This window comes from Methylorubrum sp. POS3, assembly GCF_043352485.1.
Lineage (GTDB): Bacteria > Pseudomonadota > Alphaproteobacteria > Rhizobiales > Beijerinckiaceae > Methylobacterium > Methylobacterium suomiense.
On the sequence record NZ_JAPRBT010000001.1, the window covers coordinates 3,577,962 to 3,598,231 of the forward strand.

Sequence of the window (20,270 nt, forward strand, 5' to 3'; positions counted from 1 at the left end):
ATGGCCGCCGGCATCGCCAGCAGTACCAGCACGAGCATCACGAACGCCACGGCCACCACCACGGCCGATACCAAGGCGATCGCGGGCAATTTCACGCAGTTCCTGACCCTGCTGACCACCCAGCTCAAGAACCAGAATCCCCTCGATCCGATGGACACCAACCAGTTCACCCAGCAGCTGGTGCAGTTCGCGGGCGTGGAGCAGCAGCTCAAGACCAACGACCAGTTGGGCACGATCCTGGCGAACTCGAGGGCCTCCGCGACGGCCTCCGCCTCGAGCCTGATCGGCCGCACGGTCGTGGCCGACGGCGCCACCACCGACCTCACCGACGGTCAGGCGAGCTGGACCCTCAATCCGGCCCGCGCGGCGGCCCGGGCGATCATCACGATCAAGAGCGCGGATGGCAGCGTGGTCGCCGCCAAGACGACGACGCTCAAGGCCGGCTCCCAGACCTTCGACTGGAACGGGGCCTCGACCTCCGGTCTCACCGTGAAGGACGGCCAGTACACGATCACCGTGGACGCCATCGATACCACCGGCGCGAAGGTCGACGTCGATACCAAGGTGAGCGGTCAAGTCGATGGGGTCGATCTGAGCGGATCTGAACCGGTGCTGACGATCGGCTCCGCGCGGGTTCCGGCGTCGGCGGTGAAATCCCTTGTCGCATCAGGATCTTGATGCAATGCAGCAAGGCTTTTCCACATCCCCCCTCGAACGACGAATCGCATTCGAAGGACCGACTTCAAGAACTTTTAAGCGGAGACAAGTAGCTTGGCTCTCGACAGGTCAGTCGAGTGTAGAGCGTATCATGACTGAGACCCCCCGGCCCCGTGTGAAATATGTGATTGGGCCCGACGGCAGCCCCCTGACGATCGCCGATCTTCCTCCCGTTTCCACCCGCCGCTGGGTCATCCGCCGGAAGGCCGAAGTCGTCGCCGCGGTGCGCGGCGGTCTGCTCAGCCTGGAGGAGGCCTGCCAGCGCTATACCCTGACCACCGAGGAATTCCTCAGCTGGCAGTACTCCATCGACCAGCACGGTCTCGCCGGCCTGCGCACCACGCGCATCCAGCATTACCGGCACTGATTTCCTTCAGACGGACGCGACGGTGCGGGGTTTGTCCCGCAGCCGGCCGCGCACCGAGCCTCCAAGAGCCGCCTGCGGAGACGCATGGCGGCTTTCGCCGTTTCCGGGCGGCCGCGTCGGGCCGCATTAACTCCCCGCTAACCACCACCTGGGCAATTCTTGCCGGGTGGGCGCCGGTCGCGCCCGCGCCTCCTGCCGTGGGCCGCGACCAACCGTGAAGCCGATCCTCGAACTGGTGACGAAGCTGGGGCCCGCGCGCATCGCCGCGATGGCGGCCGTGACGCTGACGCTCGTCGGCTTCTTCGCCTTCGTGATCCTGCGGGTGTCGCGCCCGGATATGGGCGTGCTGTTCTCCGACCTGTCGATGCAGGATTCGTCCGCGGTCATCCGCGAGCTGGACGCGCGCGGCATCGCCTACGAGACCCGGGGCGACACGGGACAGACCGTGATGGCGCCCAGGGCCGACCTCGCCAAGCTGCGCATGGATTTCGCCGGCAAGGGCCTGCCGAGTCAGGGCGGCGTCGGCTACGAGATCTTCGACAAGGGCGACGCCTTCTCCTCGACGAGCTTCGTCCAGAACGTGAACCACCTGCGGGCGATGGAGGGCGAACTCGCCCGCTCGATCCGCGCCATCGGCCGGGTCCAGGCCGCCCGCGTCCATCTCGTCATGCCGGAGCGTCGCCTGTTCGAGCGGGACCGCGAGGCGCCCTCGGCGGCGATCGTGGTCAAGCTGATGGGCGATCTCGACCCGAGCCAGGTGCGCGCCATCCGCCATCTCGCGGCCTCCGCCGTCGAGGGCCTGAAGCCCGAGCGGGTCTCGATCGTCGACGAGCGCGGGCGGCTCCTCGCCGACGGCGCCCGCGGCGCCGAGGCCGAGGGCGCCGGCCTCGTCGAGGAGCGCCAGAGCGGCATCGAGCGGCGCCTGCGCTCGCAGATCGAGGAGATCGTCGCGGGCATCGTCGGCCAGGGCCGGGCCCGGGTGCAGGTCGCCGCCGAGATGGATCTCAACCGGGTCGAGAGCCGCTCGGAGAGCTTCGATCCCGAGAGCCGGGTGGTGCGCTCGACCCAGACCCGCTCCGAGAATTCGCTGACCGGGGGCGGCGAGGGGCAGGTCACCGTCGGCAACGAGCTGCCCGGCGCCAACCAGAACCAGGGGCAGCCCGCGCAGAAGGACACGAGCCAGAAGAACGAGGAGACCACGAATTACGAGATCTCCCGCGTCACCCGGGTCGAGACCCTGGAGGGCGGGCGCCTGAAGCGCCTCTCGGTGGCCGTGGTGGTCGACGGCGTCTACGCCCCGGGCGCCGACGGCAAGCCGGCCTACCAGCCGCGTCCCGCCGCCGAGATCGAGCGCATCGCCGCCCTGGTGCGCACGGCGGTGGGCTTCGACAAGGCCCGCGGCGATCAGGTCGAGGTGGTCAATCTGCGCTTCGCCGAGATGCCCGTCGCCGCCGACCTCGCCGAGCCGGGCCTGCTCCAGTCCCTCCTGTCCCCGAGCAAGGAGGAGGTGATGCGGATGGTCGAGCTCGCGGTTCTGAGCCTCCTCACCCTGATCGTCCTGATGGCGGTGGTGCGCCCGCTCCTCAAGCGCGTGCTGGCGTCCGAAGTGCCGATGGTCGCCCTCGCCGGCCCCGCCGGGGCCCTCGCCCTCGCCGGGGCCGAGGTCGGGGGAGAGGTCGCGGAAGCGGGCCGGGCCAGCGACGCCAACCGCTTCCTGGAGCTGGCCAAGATCAACGGCCAGGTCCAGGCCGAGACGGTCGAGCGCGTCGTCGACATGGTGCGGGCGAGCCCGACCGAGACGGTCGAGGTGCTGCGCAACTGGATCCATGATCATTGAGCGGGGCGGGATGAGCAGCCATCACGAACAGCGAGGTGAGCCGTGTCCGCGGGCGTGAACTTCACCGCCGCCATGGAGAGCATCGATTCCTCCGCGGCCTTCGCGCAGATGTCGGGGCCGCAGCGGGCGGCGGCCCTGCTGCTGCTGCTCGGCGAGGAGGAGGGCGCGCCGATCTGGCAGCGACTCGAGGAGGAGGAGGTCAAGATCGTCTCGCACGCGATGGTGCAGCTCGGCTCGCTCGAGGCCGGCACCGTCGAGAAGCTGATCGTCGATTTCGTCTCGCGCCTCTCCTCGGGCGGGGGCATGACCTCGAATTTCGAGCGCACCGAGGCGCTGCTGCTCAAGATCTTCCCGCCCGAGCAGGTCTCCTCGATCATGGCGGAGATCAAGGGCGCGAGCGGACGCCGCGTCTGGGGCAGCCTCGTCCAGATCGATCCCGAGATCCTCGCGAACTTCCTGCGCAACGAGTACCCGCAGACCGTCGCGGTGGTGCTCTCGAAGGTGCGCGCCGACTACGCGGCGAAGGTGCTGACCATCCTGCCGGAGGAGTTCGCCATCGACGTCCTCAACCGGATGCTGCGCATGGAGACGGTGCAGAAGGAGGCCCTGCGCCATATCGAGGAGACCCTGCGGGTCGAGTTCGTCTCCACCATCGCCCAGACCACCCGCCGCGACGCGCACGAGCTGATGGCGGACGTGTTCAACGCCTTCGACCGCCAGACCGAGACGCGCTTCCTCGCCGCGATCGACCAGGCGAACCGCGGCTCGGCCAAGAAGATCCGCCAGCTGATGTTCACCTTCGAGGATCTGCTCAAGCTCGATCCGGGCTCGGTCCAGACCCTGATGCGCAAGGTCGACAACGACACCCTGTGCCGGGCGCTGAAGGGCGCCGAGGAGCGGGTGCGGGGCTTCTTCATGGGCCAGATGTCGAGCCGCGCCGCCAAGAACCTCAACGACGAGATGGGCTCGATGGGCCCGATCCGCCTCAAGGAGGTCGACGAGGCCCAGGCCCGGATGACCGAGCTCGCCAAGGAGCTGGCCGAGAAGGGTGAGATCATGATCGCCAAGAACGGCGGCGAAGAGGAGCTGGTCTATTGATGCGCGCCTCCCGCCCCTTCCTGTTCGACACCGATTTCGGGCGCCAGCGCGGTCCCTCCCCGGCCGAGGCGGAGGCCGCCGCGCAGGTCGCCGCGGATCGCGAGGCCACCGCCGCCGCCGCGCATGCCCGCGGCCTGCAGGAGGGCCGCGCCGAGGCCGCCGCCCAGGGGCAGGCGCGCCTCGCCGATGCCCTCACCCGGGTGGGGCTGGCGGCCGCCGGCCTGATCCACCAATCCGATGCCCGCGACGCCGAGCGCGAGGCGCAGGCGCTGGCCTTCGCCACCGCCCTCGCCAAGCGGATCGCGGGCGAGGCCCTGGATGCCCGGCCCCTCGCCGGCGTCGAGGAGGCTGCCCGCGCGGCGCTCCGCCACCTGCGCGGTGTGCCCCACCTCGTGCTGCGCCTGAACGAGAGCCTCGTCGAGGACGCCGAGACGCTGATGCGGCGGCTCGCCCGCGAGCACGGCTTCGAGGGCCGCCTCGTCGTGCTGGGCGAGCCCGACATGCCGCCGGGCGATGCCCGCCTCGAATGGGCCGATGGCGGCGTGGTGCGCGAGCGTGCGCGCATCGAGGCCGCCCTGGCCGAGGCCCTGGCCCCCTGCACCGCTTCCGAGATCTGAGGCCGCCACTTCCATGTCCAGCGACGATTTCAGCCTGCCCCAGCTCAACGAGACCGACCTCACCTACGACGAGGGCGGCCCCGGCTCGGTGCGCGACGTGCCCACTTCGCCCAAGAGCGCCGCCGATCTGGAGCAGGTCTTCGACGTGCCGGTGGTGGTCTCGGCGGTGCTCGGCTCCTCCCGCATGCCGATCGGCGATCTGCTGCGCCTGGGCCCCGGCACGGTGCTGGAGCTCGACCGCAAGGTCGGCGAGGCCATCGACATCTTCGTCAACAACCGCCTCGTCGCCCGCGGCGAGGTCGTCCTGGTCGAGGAGCGCCTCGGCGTCACCATGACCGAGATCATCAAGAACGATCACTAGTCGCTTCGATCGACGCTTCTCCTATCCAACCCCCTCATCCTGAGGTGCCGGAGCGAAGCGGAGGCCTCCTTCGAGGCCGCTGACGCGGCACCTCAGGATGAGGGGAGTGGGTGAAAGGGGCGGTCCGAACGGACGTCGCGAACAGAACTCGGAGAACCCACCATGCGGCTCCTCATCGTCGGACGGCTCTCGAGCGAGCTCGTCACCGCCTCGAAGATCGCCATGCACCGGGGTGCCTCGGTGACCCATGCGGAGGGCGTCGAGCAGGGGCTCGCGGTCCTGCGCGCCAAGGGCGGCGACCTCGTCATGGTCGATGTCGGGCTCGACATTGCCCGCCTGGTCCGGGCCCTGGGCGAGGAGCGCATCCGCACGCCGGTGATCGCCTGCGGCATCGCCTCGGATGCCCGCGCCGCGGTGGCGGCGATCCAGGCCGGGGCCAAGGAATACATCCCCCTGCCCCCGGATCCCGATCTGATCGCGGCGGTGCTGGAGGCGGTGGCGGCGGATGCCCGCAGCTTCGTCTGGCGCGACCCGTCGATGGAGCGGGTCGTCAAGCTCGCCGAGCAGGTCGCCCGCTCGGAGGCCTCGGTGCTGATCACCGGCGAGAGCGGCACCGGCAAGGAGGTGCTGGCCCGCCACGTCCACGCCAAGTCGAACCGCGGCAGCCGCCCCTTCGTCTCGGTCAATTGCGCGGCGATCCCCGAGGCGCTGCTCGAATCCGAGCTGTTCGGCCACGAGAAGGGCGCCTTCACCGGCGCGGTGGCCCGGCGCATCGGCCGGTTCGAGGAGGCCAACGGCGGCACGCTGCTCCTCGACGAGATTTCCGAGATGGACGTGCGGCTGCAATCCAAGCTGCTGCGCGCCCTGCAGGAGCGGGTGATCGACCGGGTCGGCGGCGCCGCCCCCGTCAAGGTCGACATCCGGGTGCTCGCGACCTCGAACCGCAACCTCGCCGAGGAGGTCAAGAAGGGCACGTTCCGCGAGGATCTGTTCTACCGGCTGAACGTCGTGCACCTGCGCCTGCCGCCTCTGCGCGAGCGCCCCGCCGACATCCTGGAACTGGCCGCCCACTTCGCGCGCAAATATGCCGAGATCAACGGCGTGCCGGTGCGCGCCCTCGACCGGGCGGCGCAGGGCCTCGTCGCCCGCAATCCCTGGCGCGGCAACGTGCGCGAACTGGAGAACACGATCCACCGCGCCGTGCTGCTGGCCCAGGGGCCCGAGATCGGCCCCGACGCGATTCTGAGCCCGGAGGGCGAGTCGCTCGGCCAGCCCGCCCCGACCGGCCCGGTCGAGCGGGCGGCCAGCCTCGCCGAAGCCGCCACCCGCGGCCTCGTCGGCCGCACCGTGGCCGATGTCGAGCGCGACCTGATCCTCGACACCCTCGACCATTGCCTGGGCAACCGCACGCATGCCGCGCGCATCCTCGGCATCTCGATCCGGACCCTGCGCAACAAGCTCAACGAATACGTCGATGCCGGCGTGACCGTGGCCGAGCCCGGCGGGGTGCGGGCGATGGCGGCTTACGGCTGAATCGGCGTCAGGCGGCCTCCCGCCGCCGGGTTGCCAGCGCGTTCTCGTCCGCCTGCCCTGCGCCCCAGAACTGCGCGACGCTGGGCCCGTTGCGCACCAGCGGGTCGCGGAACCACGAGCGGATCTCGTGCGGCCAGACCCGGCGGCCCATGCGGGTGTACCAGCGCATGGCGTGCGACAGACGCGGGTCGCGATTGAGATAGATGCGCCTGAGCGCCTTCGGTCGGGCCTGGAGAATGACCTCGATCAGCTTGAACCAGAGCAGCACCCGCCAGGGCGGCATGTGGCGGGTCGCGAGCACTTGATGCTTGTAGTCCCAAAGCCGCCGGTCGGTCTGGATCACCCGGCGCTCTTCCACGGTGCGAAAGTAGGGTGTCCAGCGGTGGGGCGTGACGTAGAGCATCTGGATCTGGTCCGGATCGTAGGCCAGGAGTTGCCGCAGACCCCGCCAGTAATCGCGGTCGCGTTCTTCCTCGAAGCCGACCACCCAGGTCGCCATCGAGAGAAACCCGTTCTCTCGCAACAGACGGATTGCCTCGCGGTCGGTCGTGGTGGTGGCGCCCTTCCGGATCAGGTCGAGGGTCGCCGCGTCGGTGCTCTCGAGTCCTAGAAGGAAGCGCACCCAGCCGGCGCGCTTGTAGAGCGGCAGGATGTCGGCGTCGCGCACGATGTCGTCGGCGCGGGTTGAGCCGACGAGGATCAGGTCGACCTCCTCCGCGATCAGCGCATCGAGAAAGCTGCGCCAGACCTTCTTCGAGACCGTCGGATTCTCGTCGGCGAAGTTGATCACCCGGACGCCGTGCTCGCGGTGGAGCCGGGCAAGTTCCTTCGCGAAGCGGACCGGATCGCGATGGCGCCAACGGGTCCAGAAGCCGCGCTGGCCGCAATAGGTGCAAGGATGCGGGCAGCCGCGGGAGAACTGCACGACGACGGCGCGCAGGCCGCCCCAATAGCTGTAGCGGGCATGGTCGATCAGCTCCCAGCCGACCCGATAGGCGTCGAGGTCGCGGATCGGTGGGGCCGGCGGCGTCTCCCGGATCACGCCGCCGTCGCGGAAGGTGAGGCCGGGGATGGTGCCGAGGGGCTGTCCGGCCGCGAGCGCGGCCATGAGCCGGCGCGCGGTTTCTTCGCCCTCCCCGCGCACGATGACGGTGACGTGCGGCTCGGCCTTCAGGATCTCGCGTGCATGGTAGGTCGGGAAAACGCCCCCGTAGACGATGTGGACGTCCGGCATCGCCGCCGCCACGCTGGCGGAAACCGCAGCGATGACCGGGTGGCCCGAGGTCGAGCCGGAATGGCCGAACAGCACCGCCTCGGGCGCGGCTGCCACGATCCGTGCGACCAAGTCGGGGATCGGCATGGGGCCGAACTCGCCGTCGATCAGGGAGACCTCGTGTCCGTCGTCGATCAGCGGCCCACCGATGGCGAGCAGCCCGAGCGGCGGCAGGTGATCGTCGGGAATCCGACTGCCGATCGCCGGATGCGGCACGTTCACGAGCAGAATATTCATCGGGGGCTCCCGGACGTGAGGGAGGGTTCGCGGAGGCTGTCACCTCCGCGTTTCGGCCGCGCCGAGGCGGCTCGGCAGTGCCGGTAATGTCGTGTCAGGCCGCTTCCGGCACCCGCGGTGCGTTCAAGCCCCCAAACCGTCGATCCCGCGCGGTGAAGTCGGTCACCGCCGCGGCCAGATCGCCTTCCCCGAAATCCGGCCACATCCGGTCGGTGAAATGCAGCTCGGCATAGGCCGCCTCCCAGAGCAGGAAGTCGGACAGGCGTTGCTCGCCGCCGGTGCGGATCAGGAGATCGACGTCGCCGGCCTCGCCCAGGGCCTCGCTCATCGCCTCGCGGGACAAGCCCTCCGGCCCGAGCCGGGCGGCCGCCGCGAGAATCGCGTCGCGGGATGAATAGTCGACGGCGATGCGCAGGCTCAGTCGCGTGCCCGAGGCGGTCGCGGCCTCGGCCCGCTCGATCGCCGCAGGAATACCCTCGGGCAGGCGGTCGCGCCGGCCGATCACCGTGAGCCGGGTGCCGGTGCGGGCCAGCCGCTCGGTCTCGCTGCGCAGATAGGCCCGGAGCAGGCGCATCAGCCCGCCGACCTCGTCGGCCGGGCGGCGCCAGTTGTCGCTGGAGAAGGCGTAGAGCGTCAGCGTGCCGATGCCGAGATCGGGGGCGGCCTCCGCCACGCGCTGGATCGTCTTGACGCCGGCCCGATGCCCTGCCCCGCGCGGGAGGCCGCGGGCGCTCGCCCAGCGGCCGTTGCCGTCCATGATGATCGCGGCATGAAGTTTCGGTCTGCGCTCGAAACTGCTTTGCATTGTAAAGCTCCGCGGCACAATCAGTCGATGAGAACAGAAAACCGTTAAGGTGGTGCGAAATCGCGGCCGGTTAGGCCGGCTCGGCGAGGCCCGCAGCCTTCTTGTCGCCCGCCTTCTTGCCGCCGGCCGTCTGGGCGTCGCGCACCACCTGCTCCAGCACCGCGAGGTACTCGAGGAAGCGGGTTCGGCCCGAGGGCGTCAGCCGGCACAGGGTCTGGGGGCGGTTGTGGTCGTAGCCCTTTTCCAGGGCGACGAGGTCGGCCTCCTGCAGCACCGCGAGGTGGCGGCTCAGATTGCCGTCGGTGAGCCCGCACAGGCGCTTGAGATCGGGGAAGGCGAGGCCGCGGGGATGCGCGACCAGGGAGGTCAGCACCGAGAGCCGGGCCCGTTCATGGATGACCCGGTCGAGCCCTTCGTAGGAGAAGCGCGCTTCGCGAGCGTCAGGCATCGATGCCTCCCTCGTTCTGGCCCGGCTGGCAGTGGACAATGACGGCGAGCCCGCCCTGGCCGACCGCGAAGGGCAGACCCATCAACCAGGGCGAGAGGTGATGCGTCTCGCTGGCCAGCGCCAGCACGGCGAGCCCCGCGAGCAGGTACCAGGCGCCGACGAGCTGCATGGGGCGGGGCAGGATGCGGATCGAGGCGAACAGCCCGAGCCCGACCAGCACCTGCCACAGGCCCGGCAGCATCCACAGCCCCTCGGGCACGAAGCGGGCGAAGACGAGCCCGAGACACAGGCCCGCCCCGCCCGCCGGCAGAAACCCCTCGATGGCGTTGAACACCATGGCGTCGGCGAAGCCCGAATGGACCTGGCGGGAGCGCCGCACCGCCTCGAAGCCGATCAGCCCGCAGGCGGCGATGGCGGCGGCGATCCACAGGCCGAAGAAGGCGACGGGCCGCCCGGTCGGATCGTCGAGGAACAGCGATTGCCCGGCCGCCACCGCCAAGGCCAGCCCTCCGGTCGCCGCCAGCGTCGCCGTTCCGAGTCCGCGGAAGGCGGTGTCGCGCGCGATCTGCATCCGGATCGCGACGATGTCGGCAAGGGCCCTGTCCAGATCCTGCATCACGCGCCCACCCCCGTGGCCGAATTCACTTTGCATCGCAAAGTACACGCGGAGGCAGAGCCGTCAAGCGGGGGCCGAGTGCGGAGAGGCACGCCCGCCTCGCGGGGAGCCTGGCTCCCCGCGCCTTCCCCCGACGAGGCGGCATGCGCCTCGCCGGATGGCGCTCACGCCTCCGCCCGCAGGGCCGCGAGGTCGAGCCGACGGGTGACCATGGCGAGGGTGCCGTCCGGGTTCCGCGGCCACTCGGCCTCCGGGCGGTCGCGGTAGAGTTCGACCCCGTTGCCGTCGGGATCGCGCAGGTAGATCGCCTCGGACACACCGTGGTCGCTCGCCCCGTCGAGGGGGATGCCGGCGGCCTCGACCCGGCGCAGGGCGTCGGCGAGGGCGGCCCGATCGGGATAGAGGATCGCGAGATGGTAGAGCCCGGTGGTGCCGGGGGGCGGGGGCGTCCCGCCCGCGCTTTCCCAGGTGTTGAGGCCGATATGGTGGTGGTAGCCCCCGGCGGAGACGAAGGCCGCCTGGCTGCCGTAGCGTTGCGTCAGGGCAAAGCCCAGCACGCCGCCATAGAAGCCGAGGGCCCGCTCCAGATCGGCCACCTTCAGGTGGACATGGCCGATGCGGGTCTGCGAATGGATCGATCCGGTCATGGTCCCCTCCCCCTGGTCTCTTAGTCCCGCCGCAGGGCGTAGGCGCCGCCGCCGAGCCCGGCCTGGACGAGGAGCATGACCGCCCAGAGGCCGGCGAATTCCCAGCCGCCGCCCGGATTCTGCGCGAAGAAGCCGTTGGCGCCGTGCACGGTGACGATGGCGCCCACCAGGATCGGCACCAGGGCGAGCGCCACGATCCGCGCATAGAATCCGAGGATCAGGGCGAGGCCGCCGAGCGCCTCCGCGGCGATCACCGCGTAGCCGAGGGCGGGCGGCAGGCCGAGGGAGCCGAAGAAGGCGGCGGTGCCCGCCGGGGTGAACACGAACAGCTTCAGGCCCGCATGGGCCAGGAACAGGCCGCCGAGGGTGAGCCGCAGCAGCAGGGCGGCGTAGGGGACGGTGCGGGATTCGACGCCGGCTTGGGCGGGCAGGGTCGCGGTCAGGGCGGTCATGGCAGTCTCCTGTGAGGATGGTCGGCAATGAAGGCGATCCTGCACCGGGGGCGTTCTTGCGATAATCGGGAGATTTCGCCATTCATCTCACATCGTCAGAGTGAGGTGGGCCGATGCTCGACCGGGTGACCGGGATGCAGGTCTTCGTTCGGGTGGCGGCCCTCGGCAGCTTCTCCGCGGCGGGCCGGGCGCTCGGCCTGTCGCAGACCGGGGTGACCAAGCACGTGGCGGCGCTGGAGGCACGGCTGGGCGCGCGGCTCCTGCACCGCACGACCCGGCGCCTGACGCTGACGGAGGCGGGCCGGACCTATCTCGAGGCCTGCGAGCGCATCCTGGCGGAGATCGCGGAGGCGGAGGCCGGCATCGGCGCCGAGGCCCTGGAGGCGCGCGGCACCCTGCGGCTCAACGTGCCGCTCTCCTTCGGCGTCCGCCGGATCGCCCCGGCCCTGGCCGCCTTCTGCGCCGCGCATGCGGCCGTGACGGTGGAACTCGGCCTCAACGATCGCCGTGTCGATCTGATCGAGGAGGGCTGGGATCTGGCCGTACGGATCGGGCCCCTGGCCGATTCGAGTCTGATCGCCCGCCCTCTCGCCCCCTGCCGCCTCGCCCTCTGCGCTGCCCCTACCTACCTCGCCCGGCACGGCCTGCCGCGAAGGCCTGCCGATCTGGGCCGGCACAATTGCCTCGGCTACACCCTGGCGGCGGAGGGACACTGGACGTTCGATGGGACGCCCGTTCCGGTCACCGGGACGCTGCGGGCCTCGAACGGCGCGGCCCTGGTCGCGGCGGCGATCGAGGGGCTCGGCCTGATCTACCAGCCGACCTTCCTCGTCGCCGACGCCCTGCGGGCCGGCACGCTGGTGGCCCTCGACCTCGGCGCCCTGCCCGTCCTGCCAATCCACGCCCTGATGCCGCCGGGCCGCCGCCCGGCCAAGACGCGGGTCTTCCTCGCCGCCCTGACGCAGCTCTTCGCGGGCGAGCCGGATTGGGACCGGGACTTGCCCGAACCGGTGCGGGGTAAGGGCGATCAGACCCGGCGGACGGGGCCGGGATAGCGCGCGAGAAGCCCGTCCGCGGTCAGCAGCGTGAGCCCCTCTACCAGGGCCTGGGCAACGAGGAGCCGGTCGAAGGGATCCTTGTGGATGGGGGGCAGGCTTGCAACGGCGACGGCATGCGCGCCCAGCACGACAAGTTCCTTGTATCCATCGCGAAGCAGGGTGTTCCGGACGGCGGCGGCGTCAATCGAACCGGGCATGCGGGCAAGGCTCTGTTTGATCGCCAATTCCCAGATGCTCGCCGTGCTGAATACCGGTTGATGCGTGGGATCATCGATCAGTTGACGAGCCGAACTCGACAATCTGTGCGGTGCGCCGAGAGCCCAAACCAACAGATGCGTGTCGAGGAGGAGCCTCACGGCTCCGCCTTGCCCTTGTACGCGCCCTCGAACATTCGGACGATCTCGTCCTGGAACATCGTGTCGAAATCGTCGGGTACGGAGATCTGACCGATGAGGCCGCCGAGCCGCTGGGTGCGCGGGGCCTCCGCTTCGGCCGGGACGACCCGGACCAGGGGGCGGCCGTCCTGCGCGATCACGAACGCTTCGCCGCGGGCGGCTTCCTCGACCAATCGGGACAGATCGGCCTCGGCCTCGCGGAGGCTGACCGTTTTCATGGCGGTCTCCATGGATGAGAGCGGGTCGACGGTATTCGGTGGCATTCGGCCCGGCAAGCGCGTCCTTGCTCGTCGCCTCGTCCATGCCCGTGAACTCTTCCGTCGAGCCCCGGTCCGGCCCATATTGGTCCCATGCCCGCACCGAAGAAACCGCGCGCCGCCCCAGCGCGGGCCGACAAGCCCGAGCTGAAGCCGCTCGACGAGCATCTCGCCGCCCTGCTCAGCCCGGCGCTCAACCGCGAACGCCTCCGGATGCCCGAGCCCGCGCCGGAGCCGCCCCGGAAGGAGCGCGGTCGCACGGGCGTGGCCAAGGCACATGCGAAGGCAAATGCCAAGGGGCGTGCGAAGAGCGAAGGGACGGGTGAGGCGACCGCCGCGAAGCGGATCGCGCAGGACGGTTTCGCCGAGGCGCCGCAGGCGGGCTTCGCCCTGGGCGATGCGGCCGATGTCGATCCGCGCCTGGCCCAGGCCCTCGGCCTGATCCCGCCCGATGACGGGCCGGCCCCCGGCAACGGACCGGAGGAGACGCCCTCGCTGGCCACGGAGGGGGTGTCCGCCACCGTCGAGGCCCTCGAACGGCTCCTCACCGAGGGCAACCCGCTGTTCAAGAATGGCGAGGCCTGGGTGCCGCACCGGCCCGAGCGGCCGGCGAAGTCCGAGGGCGGCTACAAATTCACGCTGAAATCCGATTTCACCCCCGCAGGCGACCAGCCGACCGCCATCGCGGCGCTCGTCGAGGGCGTGAAGACGGTCGAGCGCGATCAGGTGCTGCTCGGCGTCACGGGCTCCGGAAAGACCTTCACGATGGCCAAGGTCATCGAGGAGACCCAGCGCCCGGCCCTGATCCTGGCGCCGAACAAGACGCTCGCCGCCCAGCTCTACGGCGAGTTCAAGAGCTTCTTCCCCGACAACGCGGTCGAGTACTTCGTCTCCTACTACGACTACTACCAGCCGGAGGCCTACGTCCCGCGCTCGGATACCTTCATCGAGAAGGAATCCTCAATCAACGAGCAGATCGACCGGATGCGCCACTCGGCCACCCGCGCCCTGCTGGAGCGGGACGACGTCATCATCGTCGCCTCCGTGTCCTGCATCTACGGCATCGGCTCGGTCGAGACCTACACGGCGATGTCGTTCACGGTGTCGCTCGGCGAGAGGATCGAGCAGCGCCAGCTCATCGCCGATCTCGTGGCGCTCCAGTACAAGCGCATCCAGTCCGACTTCGCCCGCGGCACGTTCCGCGTCCGCGGCGACGTGATCGAACTCTGGCCGGCCCACTTGGAGGATCGCGGCTGGCGTATCGGCCTGTTCGGCGACGAGATCGAGTCGATCGTCGAGTTCGATCCCCTGACCGGCAAGAAGATCAACGAACTGAAGTTCGTGAAGGTCTACGCCAACTCGCACTACGTCACGCCGCGCCCGACGCTGCAGCAGGCGATCAAGGGCATCAAGACCGAGCTGAAGCTCCGCGTCGAGGAACTGACGAAGATGGGCCGGTTGATCGAGGCCCAGCGCCTGGAGCAGCGCTGCACCTTCGACATCGAGATGATCGAGGCGACCGGCGCCTGCAACGGCATCGAGAACTACTCGCGCTACCTGACCGGGCGGAAGCCCGGCGAGCCGCCGCCGACCCTGTTCGAGTACCTGCCGGACAACGCCCTCGTCTTCACCGACGAGAGCCACGTCACCGTGCCGCAGATCGGCGGCATGTACCGGGGCGACTTCCGCCGCAAGGCGACGCTGGCCGAGTACGGCTTCCGCCTGCCCTCCTGCCTCGACAACCGCCCGCTTCGCTTCGAGGAATGGGACGCGATGCGGCCCCAATCGGTCCACGTCTCGGCCACGCCCGGCAAGTGGGAGATGGAGCGGACGCAGGGCGTCTTCGCCGAGCAGGTCATCCGCCCGACCGGCCTCGTCGATCCGGTGATCGAGATCCGCCCGGCCCGCTCCCAGGTCGACGACCTCTTGGGCGAGGTTCGCGCGGTCGCCCAGGCCGGCTACCGGACGCTGGTGACGACGCTCACCAAGCGCATGGCCGAGGATCTGACCGAGTATCTGCACGAGAATTCGGTGCGGGTGCGCTACATGCACTCCGACATCGACACCCTGGAGCGCATCGAGATCATTCGCGATCTGCGCTTGGGCGCCTTCGATGTCCTCATCGGCATCAACCTGCTGCGCGAGGGCCTCGACATCCCCGAATGCGCCCTGGTCGCCATCCTCGATGCCGACAAGGAGGGCTTCCTCCGTTCCGAGACCTCGCTGATCCAGACCATCGGCCGCGCGGCCCGCAACGCCGATGCCCGCTGCATCCTCTACGCCGACAGCATCACCGGCTCGATGGAGCGGGCGATGGCGGAGACCGAGCGCCGCCGCACCAAGCAGCTCGCCTACAACGAAGAGCACGGCATCACGCCGCAATCGGTCAAGCGCGGCATCGCGGACATCCTCGAGAGCGTCTACGAGCGCGACCATGTCCGCGTCGATACCGGGCTCGCCAAGGACGCCATCACCGTCGGCCACAATCTCAAGGCCGTCATGGCGGATCTCGAGAAGCGGATGCGCGCGGCGGCCGCCGACCTCGATTTCGAGGAGGCCGCCCGCCTGCGCGACGAGCTGAAGCGCCTCCAGGCCACGGAGCTGATGGTCTCCGACGATCCCATGGCCCGCCAGGGCGATGTCGAGCGCGAGGCCGGCCGCTACGGCCAGAAGGGCAGCCGCATCGCCAAGCCGACATTGGACAATATGGGCCCCGGCACCGATCGCGAATTGCCCGCCGGCGCCGTGCCCTGGCAGGAGCGGCCCAAGGCGCGCTCGACGCAGGGGCTGGGCGGTCAGAAGCCCCGCTACAAGGGTGGCGGGGGACGCAAGCGCGGCTGAGGCGGGCACCGTCCGGAACGATCGTTCCGGATCGCCTCGCCGCCGCGCGCGATGACGATCTCGGCCTCGCCGAGGGCGGTCGGCGGGAAACGGGCCGGGACCGGACCTTGCCTGAAACTCGGTCAGGCCGACGTCGGAACCTCGGCCTCTGGCGCCGGATTGGCGTGTCAGACCCTGCCCGCTGCGGGCCGCCCTTCATCGGCTGCGCGGGTGCTGCCTGATGGAGTCCCCGATGCGCGCCCTCCTTCGACGCCCCCTCGCGGCCGCCTGCCTCGCCGCCGCCATCCTGCCCGGCGCCGCGCTCGCCCAGACCGTGGCCAATCCGAACGACCAGCCCACCGCCGGCACCCTGCCGTCGGGAACCAGCACCCTGCCCCGCCAGGATCCCGCCCCCGACCGGCCGTCCGGCGACGTGCGGGCCCCCAGCGCGATCCGGCCCTCGACCTCGGTGGTGCCCGACGGCGGCAAGACCCGCACCAACCCCCTCGACCATCTCTCCGCGCGCTACCGCTCCAGCCAGGAGAATTGATCCAGCCGTGAGACCGGACGGACGCTCCGGCTGTTGAGGCGGCCTCGATCGATGCTGCGATCTTTCCCACCCTCCCCCTCATCCTGAAGTGCGGAGCGAAGCGCAGCCTCGAAGGCCCCCAGGAATCGTGCGCGACCCAGCGCCGTCCTTCGAGGCCGCTCGCGCGGCTCCTCAGGATGAGGGGATGGATGGGGCGAGCCGCGCCTGTTGGCTGTGTCTCGCAACTGCGGCCCAGCCGCGCGTGTTGGACGACGATCGGACAAGGGAGAGCCGCATGGGATTGCTCGATCAGGTCATCGGCGGGGTCGTCGGACAGGTTTTGGGCGGAGGGCGTGGCGGTGCTCTGTCCTCGCCCATCGTCAAGGCGCTGCTCATGCTGCTGCTCGCCAAGGGCGCGAACGGGGGGCTCGGCGACATTCTGGGCCGCCTCGGCGGGCAGGAGGGGCCCGAGAGCCGGCACCCCATGCCCGACCCCGGTGCCGGTGACGGCGATCTCGGCGGGTTCAACCAGAGCCGCCGCAGCGGGCCTCCCGCCCAGGGCGGTTCCGATCTCGGCGGCGAGTTCGGCGACTTGGCCGGAATGCTCGACGGGCCGGGTGACGGACGGAGTGATTTGGGCGAGCGCGCCCCCGGCGCCGGCCCCTATGCCCGCCTCGACCGGGACGAAGCGGACCAGGCCGGGCAAGAGGCTGCGGGTGGGCTGGGCGGCCTGATCGAGCGTTTCGAGCGCAGCGGCCTCGGCGACGTGATCGGCTCCTGGATCGGCCACGGGCCGAACCAGACGGTCCAGCCCAACCGCCTCGCCGATGCGCTCGGCCCCGACACCGTCGAGACGCTGAGCCGCGAGACCGGCCTCTCGCGCGACGACCTGCTCGGCCAGCTGGCGCAGGCCCTGCCCGGCGTCGTCGACGCCCTCACGCCGCAGGGCCGGCCCCCGAACCGGGAGGATGCCCGCGGCTGGTAGGCGGCGTCCATGGCCTACGAGCTGCACTATTGGCCGATGATCCAGGGCCGGGGCGAGTTCGTCCGCCTCGCCCTCGAACAGGCCGGCGCCGAATATGTGGACGTGGCCCGCCTGCCCCACGAGGAGGGCGGCGGGATCGAGGCGATGATGGATCGGCTGGAGGACGAACCGCTCCGCCCGCCCTTCGCCCCGCCCTTCCTGCGGGACGGTGATCGCGTCATCGGCCAGACCGCGGCGATCCTGCTCTATCTCGGCCCCCGCATCGGCCTCGTCGGTGAGAGCGAGGCCGACCGGATCTGGACGCATCAGATCCAGCTCACCATCGCCGACATGGTGGCGGAGGCCCACGACACCCACCATCCCGTCGGCGTCGGCCTGTATTACGAGGACCAGAAGCCGGAAGCCCTGCGCCGGGCACGGGATTTCCGCGAGAACCGCATGCCGAAATTCCTCGGCTGGTTCGAGCTGGTGCTCGTCCGCAACCCGGCCGGGCCGGACCATCTCGTCGGCGCCGCGATCTCCTACGCCGACACCTCCCTGTTCCAACTCGTCGAGGGTCTGCGCTACGCCTTCCCCCACGCCACCGCCCAGGCGCTGGACGCGGTGCCCCGCGTCGCCGCCCACGCGGCGCGGATGGCCGGCCAGCCCCGGATCGCCTCCTATCTTGCAAGCGAGAGGCGCCGGCCGTTCGGCGAGGCAGGCATCTTCCGCCGTTACCCGGAACTCGATCCCGCATAAGCGCCGCCGGTCGCCGCGGATCATGCCGTACCCGTCGGTCCTGCCTGGGACGAGCAGGGACGAGGGATGCGCCCCTCGGTCGCTGTCGGGAAGCGTGGCTGCACTTATCTATGTCAGCCACGCACCAGTTTTGCCGTGGTAGGATGGCGGCTGTGACAGAGACCGACAGCCTGCGCCGCTCCGAAGAATCGAACATCGCGGCTGCCCCAGCCCCGGAGGCCGACGCCCTCGCCCGCGTTCTGGATGCGGCCGGGCACGGCCTGTTCACGCTGGACGTGGCGAGCGCTGTCCTTCGCCCGAACCTGGCCTTCTGCCGCCTGCATGGTCTGCCCCCGCGGGACGCGTTTCCTGTCGCGACGGTGGAGGCCCTGGCCTTCCCCGAGGACGGAGCCGCCCTCTCCGAGAGCGCGGAACCCGGCGACACGCTCTACCGCATCCGGCGGGCCGATACCGGGGCGGTGCTCCGTGTCCGGCGCACGCTCGTCGCCGAGCGCGATGCGGCGGGCCGGCCCCTGCGATGGGTGGGCGTCGTGCGCGACGTGACGGCGGAACGCGACCACGAGACCGAACTGGCCGAGCGCGAGCAGCATTACCGGACCCTGTTCGAGCAGATGGACGAGGGCTACTGCGTCATCGAGTTTCTCGATGGGCCGTACGGGCCCTCGAGCGATTACCTCCATGTCGAGGCCAACCGCGCCTACGCGCAGCATGCCGGCATCGAGAACGTCGTCGGCCAGCGCCTGCGCGAGTTCGTCTCCGCGGAGGAGGCGGAGGGCTGGGTCGCGCTCTACGGCGACGTCCTGCGCACCGGTCGGCCGATCCGGGTCCAGCGCGAGCTGGTCGCCACCGGCCGTTACTTGGAAGTCGCCGCCTTCCGCATCGAGCCGCCGAGCCAGCGGCGGGTCGCGGTGCTGTTCCAGGATGTCACCGCCCGCAAGCGGATGGAGCAGCAGCTCCACGTCAAGGCCGCCGATCTCGAAGCGGAGGTGACGGCGCAGAGGCGCGACCGCGACCGCGTCTGGGCGCTCTCGCCGGTGCTGAAGGCCGTGACGGCGCCCGACGGTCGGATCGCGGCGGTGAACCCGTCCTGGACCCGGGCCCTAGGCTGGCCGGCCGCCGAATCGCTCGGCCGGATGCTGGAGGAGTTCGTGATCCCCGAGGAGCGGGCAATCCTCTCCGACGCCCTCGCCCGGCTCTCTGCCGGTCCGCCGATCCGGCGGGAACTCGAACTCGAACTGAGCTGCCTCTCCGCCGTCGCGGAGCCGCGGCGGGTGCTGTGGACCATCGTGCCGGAGGACGGCCTGCTCTACGGATTCGGCCGCGACATCACCGAGCAGCGCCACGCCGAGGAAGCCCTGCGCCAGTCGCAGAAGCTGGAGGCGGTGGGCCAGCTCACCGGCGGCGTGGCCCACGACTTCAACAACCTGCTCACGATCATCCGCTCCTCGGTGGAGTTCCTGCGCCGGCCCGAGCTGCCGGAGGCGCGCAAGGCCCGCTACCTCGACGCGGTTTCCGACACCGTGGACCGGGCGGCCAAGCTCACCGGCCAACTCCTCGCCTTCGCCCGGCGCCAGGCGCTCAAGCCCGAGACCTTCGACGTCTGCGAGCGCCTGCGCGGCATTTCGGAAATGCTCGATTCCGTGACCGGCGCCCGCATCCGGGTCGTCACCGATCTCCCCGGCGGCGCCTGCTACGTGCGCGCCGACGCGAGTCAGTTCGAGACGGCGCTCGTCAACATGGCGGTCAATGCCCGCGACGCCATGGACGGCGAGGGCGTCCTGACGCTGCGCCTCGACGCGCCCATCGCCCTGCCGCCGATCCGCGGCCATGCGGGGGCGGCGGGGGCCTTCGTCGCCGTCTCGGTGACGGATTCCGGCACCGGGATCGCGACCGCCGACCTGATGCGGATCTTCGAGCCGTTCTACACCACCAAGGAGGTCGGCAAGGGCACCGGCCTCGGCCTGTCCCAGGTGATCGGCTTCGCCAAGCAATCGGGCGGCGACGTGGACGTGAAGAGCCAGCCCGGCGCGGGCGCCACCTTCACCCTCTATCTGCCCGAGGTTCCGGCCCCGGCCGCCGATCCCCCCACCCGCCGCGACGCCGCGCCCGGCGGCGAGGCCGGCACCTTGCGCGTCCTCGTGGTGGAGGACAATCTGGAGGTCGGCCGCTTCTGCACGCAGATCCTGGAGGATCTCGGCCACCGCCCCGTCTGGACCGAGAACGCCGAGGCGGCGCTCGCCGCCCTGGCCGGATCGACGGAGCCGTTCGACGCGGTGTTCTCCGACGTGGTCATGCCGGGCATGGGCGGCATCGCCCTGGCCCGCCTGCTCCGAGAACGCTTTCCGGACCTGCCAGTGGTGCTCACCTCCGGCTACAGCCACGTGCTGGCCCAGGACGACGCGCACGGCTTCGATCTCCTGCGCAAGCCTTACTCGGCGCAGGAACTGGCGGCGATGCTGCGTCAGGTGGTCGGGCGGTAA

Annotated in this window: 21 protein-coding genes; 13 read left to right on the forward strand and 8 right to left on the reverse strand. The window is 70.4% G+C overall.

From position 1 onward, the window contains the following. The 7 genes from OWC43_RS16520 (at position 1) to OWC43_RS16550 (ending at position 6,530) form a co-directional block, all read left to right on the forward strand. Positions 1–678, forward strand: coding sequence for a flagellar hook assembly protein FlgD (locus tag OWC43_RS16520; RefSeq protein ID WP_393957466.1), 678 nt, complete (start codon positions 1–3; stop codon positions 676–678). Positions 679–808: 130 nt separating this feature from the next. Continuing rightward, positions 809–1,084, forward strand: a complete 276-nt coding sequence (locus tag OWC43_RS16525; protein ID WP_056238806.1) for a DUF1153 domain-containing protein — start codon at positions 809–811, stop codon at positions 1,082–1,084. Positions 1,085–1,298: 214 nt separating this feature from the next. Continuing rightward, positions 1,299–2,921 carry a flagellar basal-body MS-ring/collar protein FliF gene (gene fliF, locus OWC43_RS16530; RefSeq protein WP_137831382.1) on the forward strand — a complete coding sequence of 541 codons (1,623 nt, stop codon included), beginning with the start codon at positions 1,299–1,301 and terminating at the stop codon, positions 2,919–2,921. A 42-nt stretch (positions 2,922–2,963) separates the two neighbouring features. Continuing rightward, entirely contained in the window at positions 2,964–4,019 is a 1,056-nt protein-coding gene (gene fliG, locus OWC43_RS16535; RefSeq protein ID WP_137831383.1) for a flagellar motor switch protein FliG, read from the forward strand. Further along, positions 4,019–4,636, forward strand: a complete 618-nt coding sequence (locus tag OWC43_RS16540; protein WP_393957467.1) for a flagellar assembly protein FliH — start codon at positions 4,019–4,021, stop codon at positions 4,634–4,636. Before fliG ends, OWC43_RS16540 begins: the two co-directional genes overlap by 1 nt. A gap of 13 nt (positions 4,637–4,649) precedes the next feature. Next, positions 4,650–4,997: a flagellar motor switch protein FliN gene (fliN, locus tag OWC43_RS16545; protein WP_137831385.1), complete on the forward strand. Its 348-nt coding sequence runs from the start codon at positions 4,650–4,652 to the stop codon at positions 4,995–4,997. Positions 4,998–5,159: 162 nt separating this feature from the next. Then, entirely contained in the window at positions 5,160–6,530 is a 1,371-nt protein-coding gene (locus OWC43_RS16550; RefSeq protein ID WP_137831386.1) for a sigma-54 dependent transcriptional regulator, read from the forward strand. Between the two features lie 7 nt (positions 6,531–6,537). On the opposite strand, the gene bchE is transcribed toward OWC43_RS16550, so the two are convergent. From bchE to OWC43_RS16580, 6 genes are all read right to left on the reverse strand, one after another. Then, positions 6,538–8,040, reverse strand: coding sequence for a magnesium-protoporphyrin IX monomethyl ester anaerobic oxidative cyclase (gene bchE / locus OWC43_RS16555; RefSeq protein WP_393957468.1), 1,503 nt, complete (start codon positions 8,038–8,040; stop codon positions 6,538–6,540). Between the two features lie 94 nt (positions 8,041–8,134). Further along, a complete protein-coding gene (locus tag OWC43_RS16560) occupies positions 8,135–8,845 on the reverse strand; it encodes a di-trans,poly-cis-decaprenylcistransferase (protein WP_137831388.1) in 711 nt (236 codons plus the stop codon). A 70-nt stretch (positions 8,846–8,915) separates the two neighbouring features. After that, on the reverse strand, positions 8,916–9,293 hold the full coding sequence (locus OWC43_RS16565; protein WP_393957469.1) for a transcriptional regulator: 378 nt from the start codon (positions 9,291–9,293) through the stop codon (positions 8,916–8,918). Next, positions 9,286–9,909: a hypothetical protein gene (locus tag OWC43_RS16570; protein WP_137831390.1), complete on the reverse strand. Its 624-nt coding sequence runs from the start codon at positions 9,907–9,909 to the stop codon at positions 9,286–9,288. Before OWC43_RS16570 ends, OWC43_RS16565 begins: the two co-directional genes overlap by 8 nt. Before the next feature lie 164 nt (positions 9,910–10,073). Continuing rightward, entirely contained in the window at positions 10,074–10,556 is a 483-nt protein-coding gene (locus tag OWC43_RS16575; RefSeq protein WP_393957470.1) for a VOC family protein, read from the reverse strand. Positions 10,557–10,576: 20 nt separating this feature from the next. After that, positions 10,577–11,008 carry a DoxX family protein gene (locus OWC43_RS16580; protein ID WP_393957471.1) on the reverse strand — a complete coding sequence of 144 codons (432 nt, stop codon included), beginning with the start codon at positions 11,006–11,008 and terminating at the stop codon, positions 10,577–10,579. Positions 11,009–11,121: 113 nt separating this feature from the next. Here OWC43_RS16580 and OWC43_RS16585 point away from each other — a divergent pair, with 113 nt between their 5' ends. Next, the gene (locus tag OWC43_RS16585) at positions 11,122–12,063 is read left to right on the forward strand and encodes a LysR family transcriptional regulator (RefSeq protein WP_393957472.1); all 942 of its coding nucleotides are present in this window, start codon (positions 11,122–11,124) and stop codon (positions 12,061–12,063) included. Here OWC43_RS16585 and OWC43_RS16590 read toward each other — a convergent pair. Together OWC43_RS16590 and OWC43_RS16595 are read right to left on the reverse strand one after the other, a co-directional pair. Then, positions 12,036–12,422 (reverse strand): type II toxin-antitoxin system VapC family toxin, encoded by a 387-nt coding sequence (locus tag OWC43_RS16590; protein WP_393957473.1) that lies wholly within the window; start codon positions 12,420–12,422, stop codon positions 12,036–12,038. The two genes, OWC43_RS16585 and OWC43_RS16590, sit on opposite strands and share 28 nt — an antisense overlap. Then, positions 12,419–12,679: a type II toxin-antitoxin system Phd/YefM family antitoxin gene (locus tag OWC43_RS16595; protein WP_393957474.1), complete on the reverse strand. Its 261-nt coding sequence runs from the start codon at positions 12,677–12,679 to the stop codon at positions 12,419–12,421. Before OWC43_RS16595 ends, OWC43_RS16590 begins: the two co-directional genes overlap by 4 nt. A gap of 132 nt (positions 12,680–12,811) precedes the next feature. Here OWC43_RS16595 and uvrB point away from each other — a divergent pair, with 132 nt between their 5' ends. The 5 genes from uvrB to OWC43_RS16620 all read left to right on the forward strand — a co-directional run bounded on the left by uvrB (position 12,812) and on the right by OWC43_RS16620 (position 20,270). Then, positions 12,812–15,559 (forward strand): excinuclease ABC subunit UvrB, encoded by a 2,748-nt coding sequence (uvrB, locus tag OWC43_RS16600; RefSeq protein ID WP_393957475.1) that lies wholly within the window; start codon positions 12,812–12,814, stop codon positions 15,557–15,559. Between the two features lie 232 nt (positions 15,560–15,791). Then, positions 15,792–16,088 carry a hypothetical protein gene (locus OWC43_RS16605; RefSeq protein WP_393957476.1) on the forward strand — a complete coding sequence of 99 codons (297 nt, stop codon included), beginning with the start codon at positions 15,792–15,794 and terminating at the stop codon, positions 16,086–16,088. 274 nt (positions 16,089–16,362) lie between these two features. Continuing rightward, positions 16,363–17,052, forward strand: a complete 690-nt coding sequence (locus OWC43_RS16610; protein ID WP_393957477.1) for a YidB family protein — start codon at positions 16,363–16,365, stop codon at positions 17,050–17,052. Positions 17,053–17,061: 9 nt separating this feature from the next. Continuing rightward, positions 17,062–17,790, forward strand: a complete 729-nt coding sequence (locus OWC43_RS16615) for a glutathione S-transferase (protein WP_393957478.1) — start codon at positions 17,062–17,064, stop codon at positions 17,788–17,790. Between the two features lie 170 nt (positions 17,791–17,960). Then, positions 17,961–20,270, forward strand: coding sequence for a PAS domain-containing protein (locus OWC43_RS16620; protein WP_393958574.1), 2,310 nt, complete (start codon positions 17,961–17,963; stop codon positions 20,268–20,270).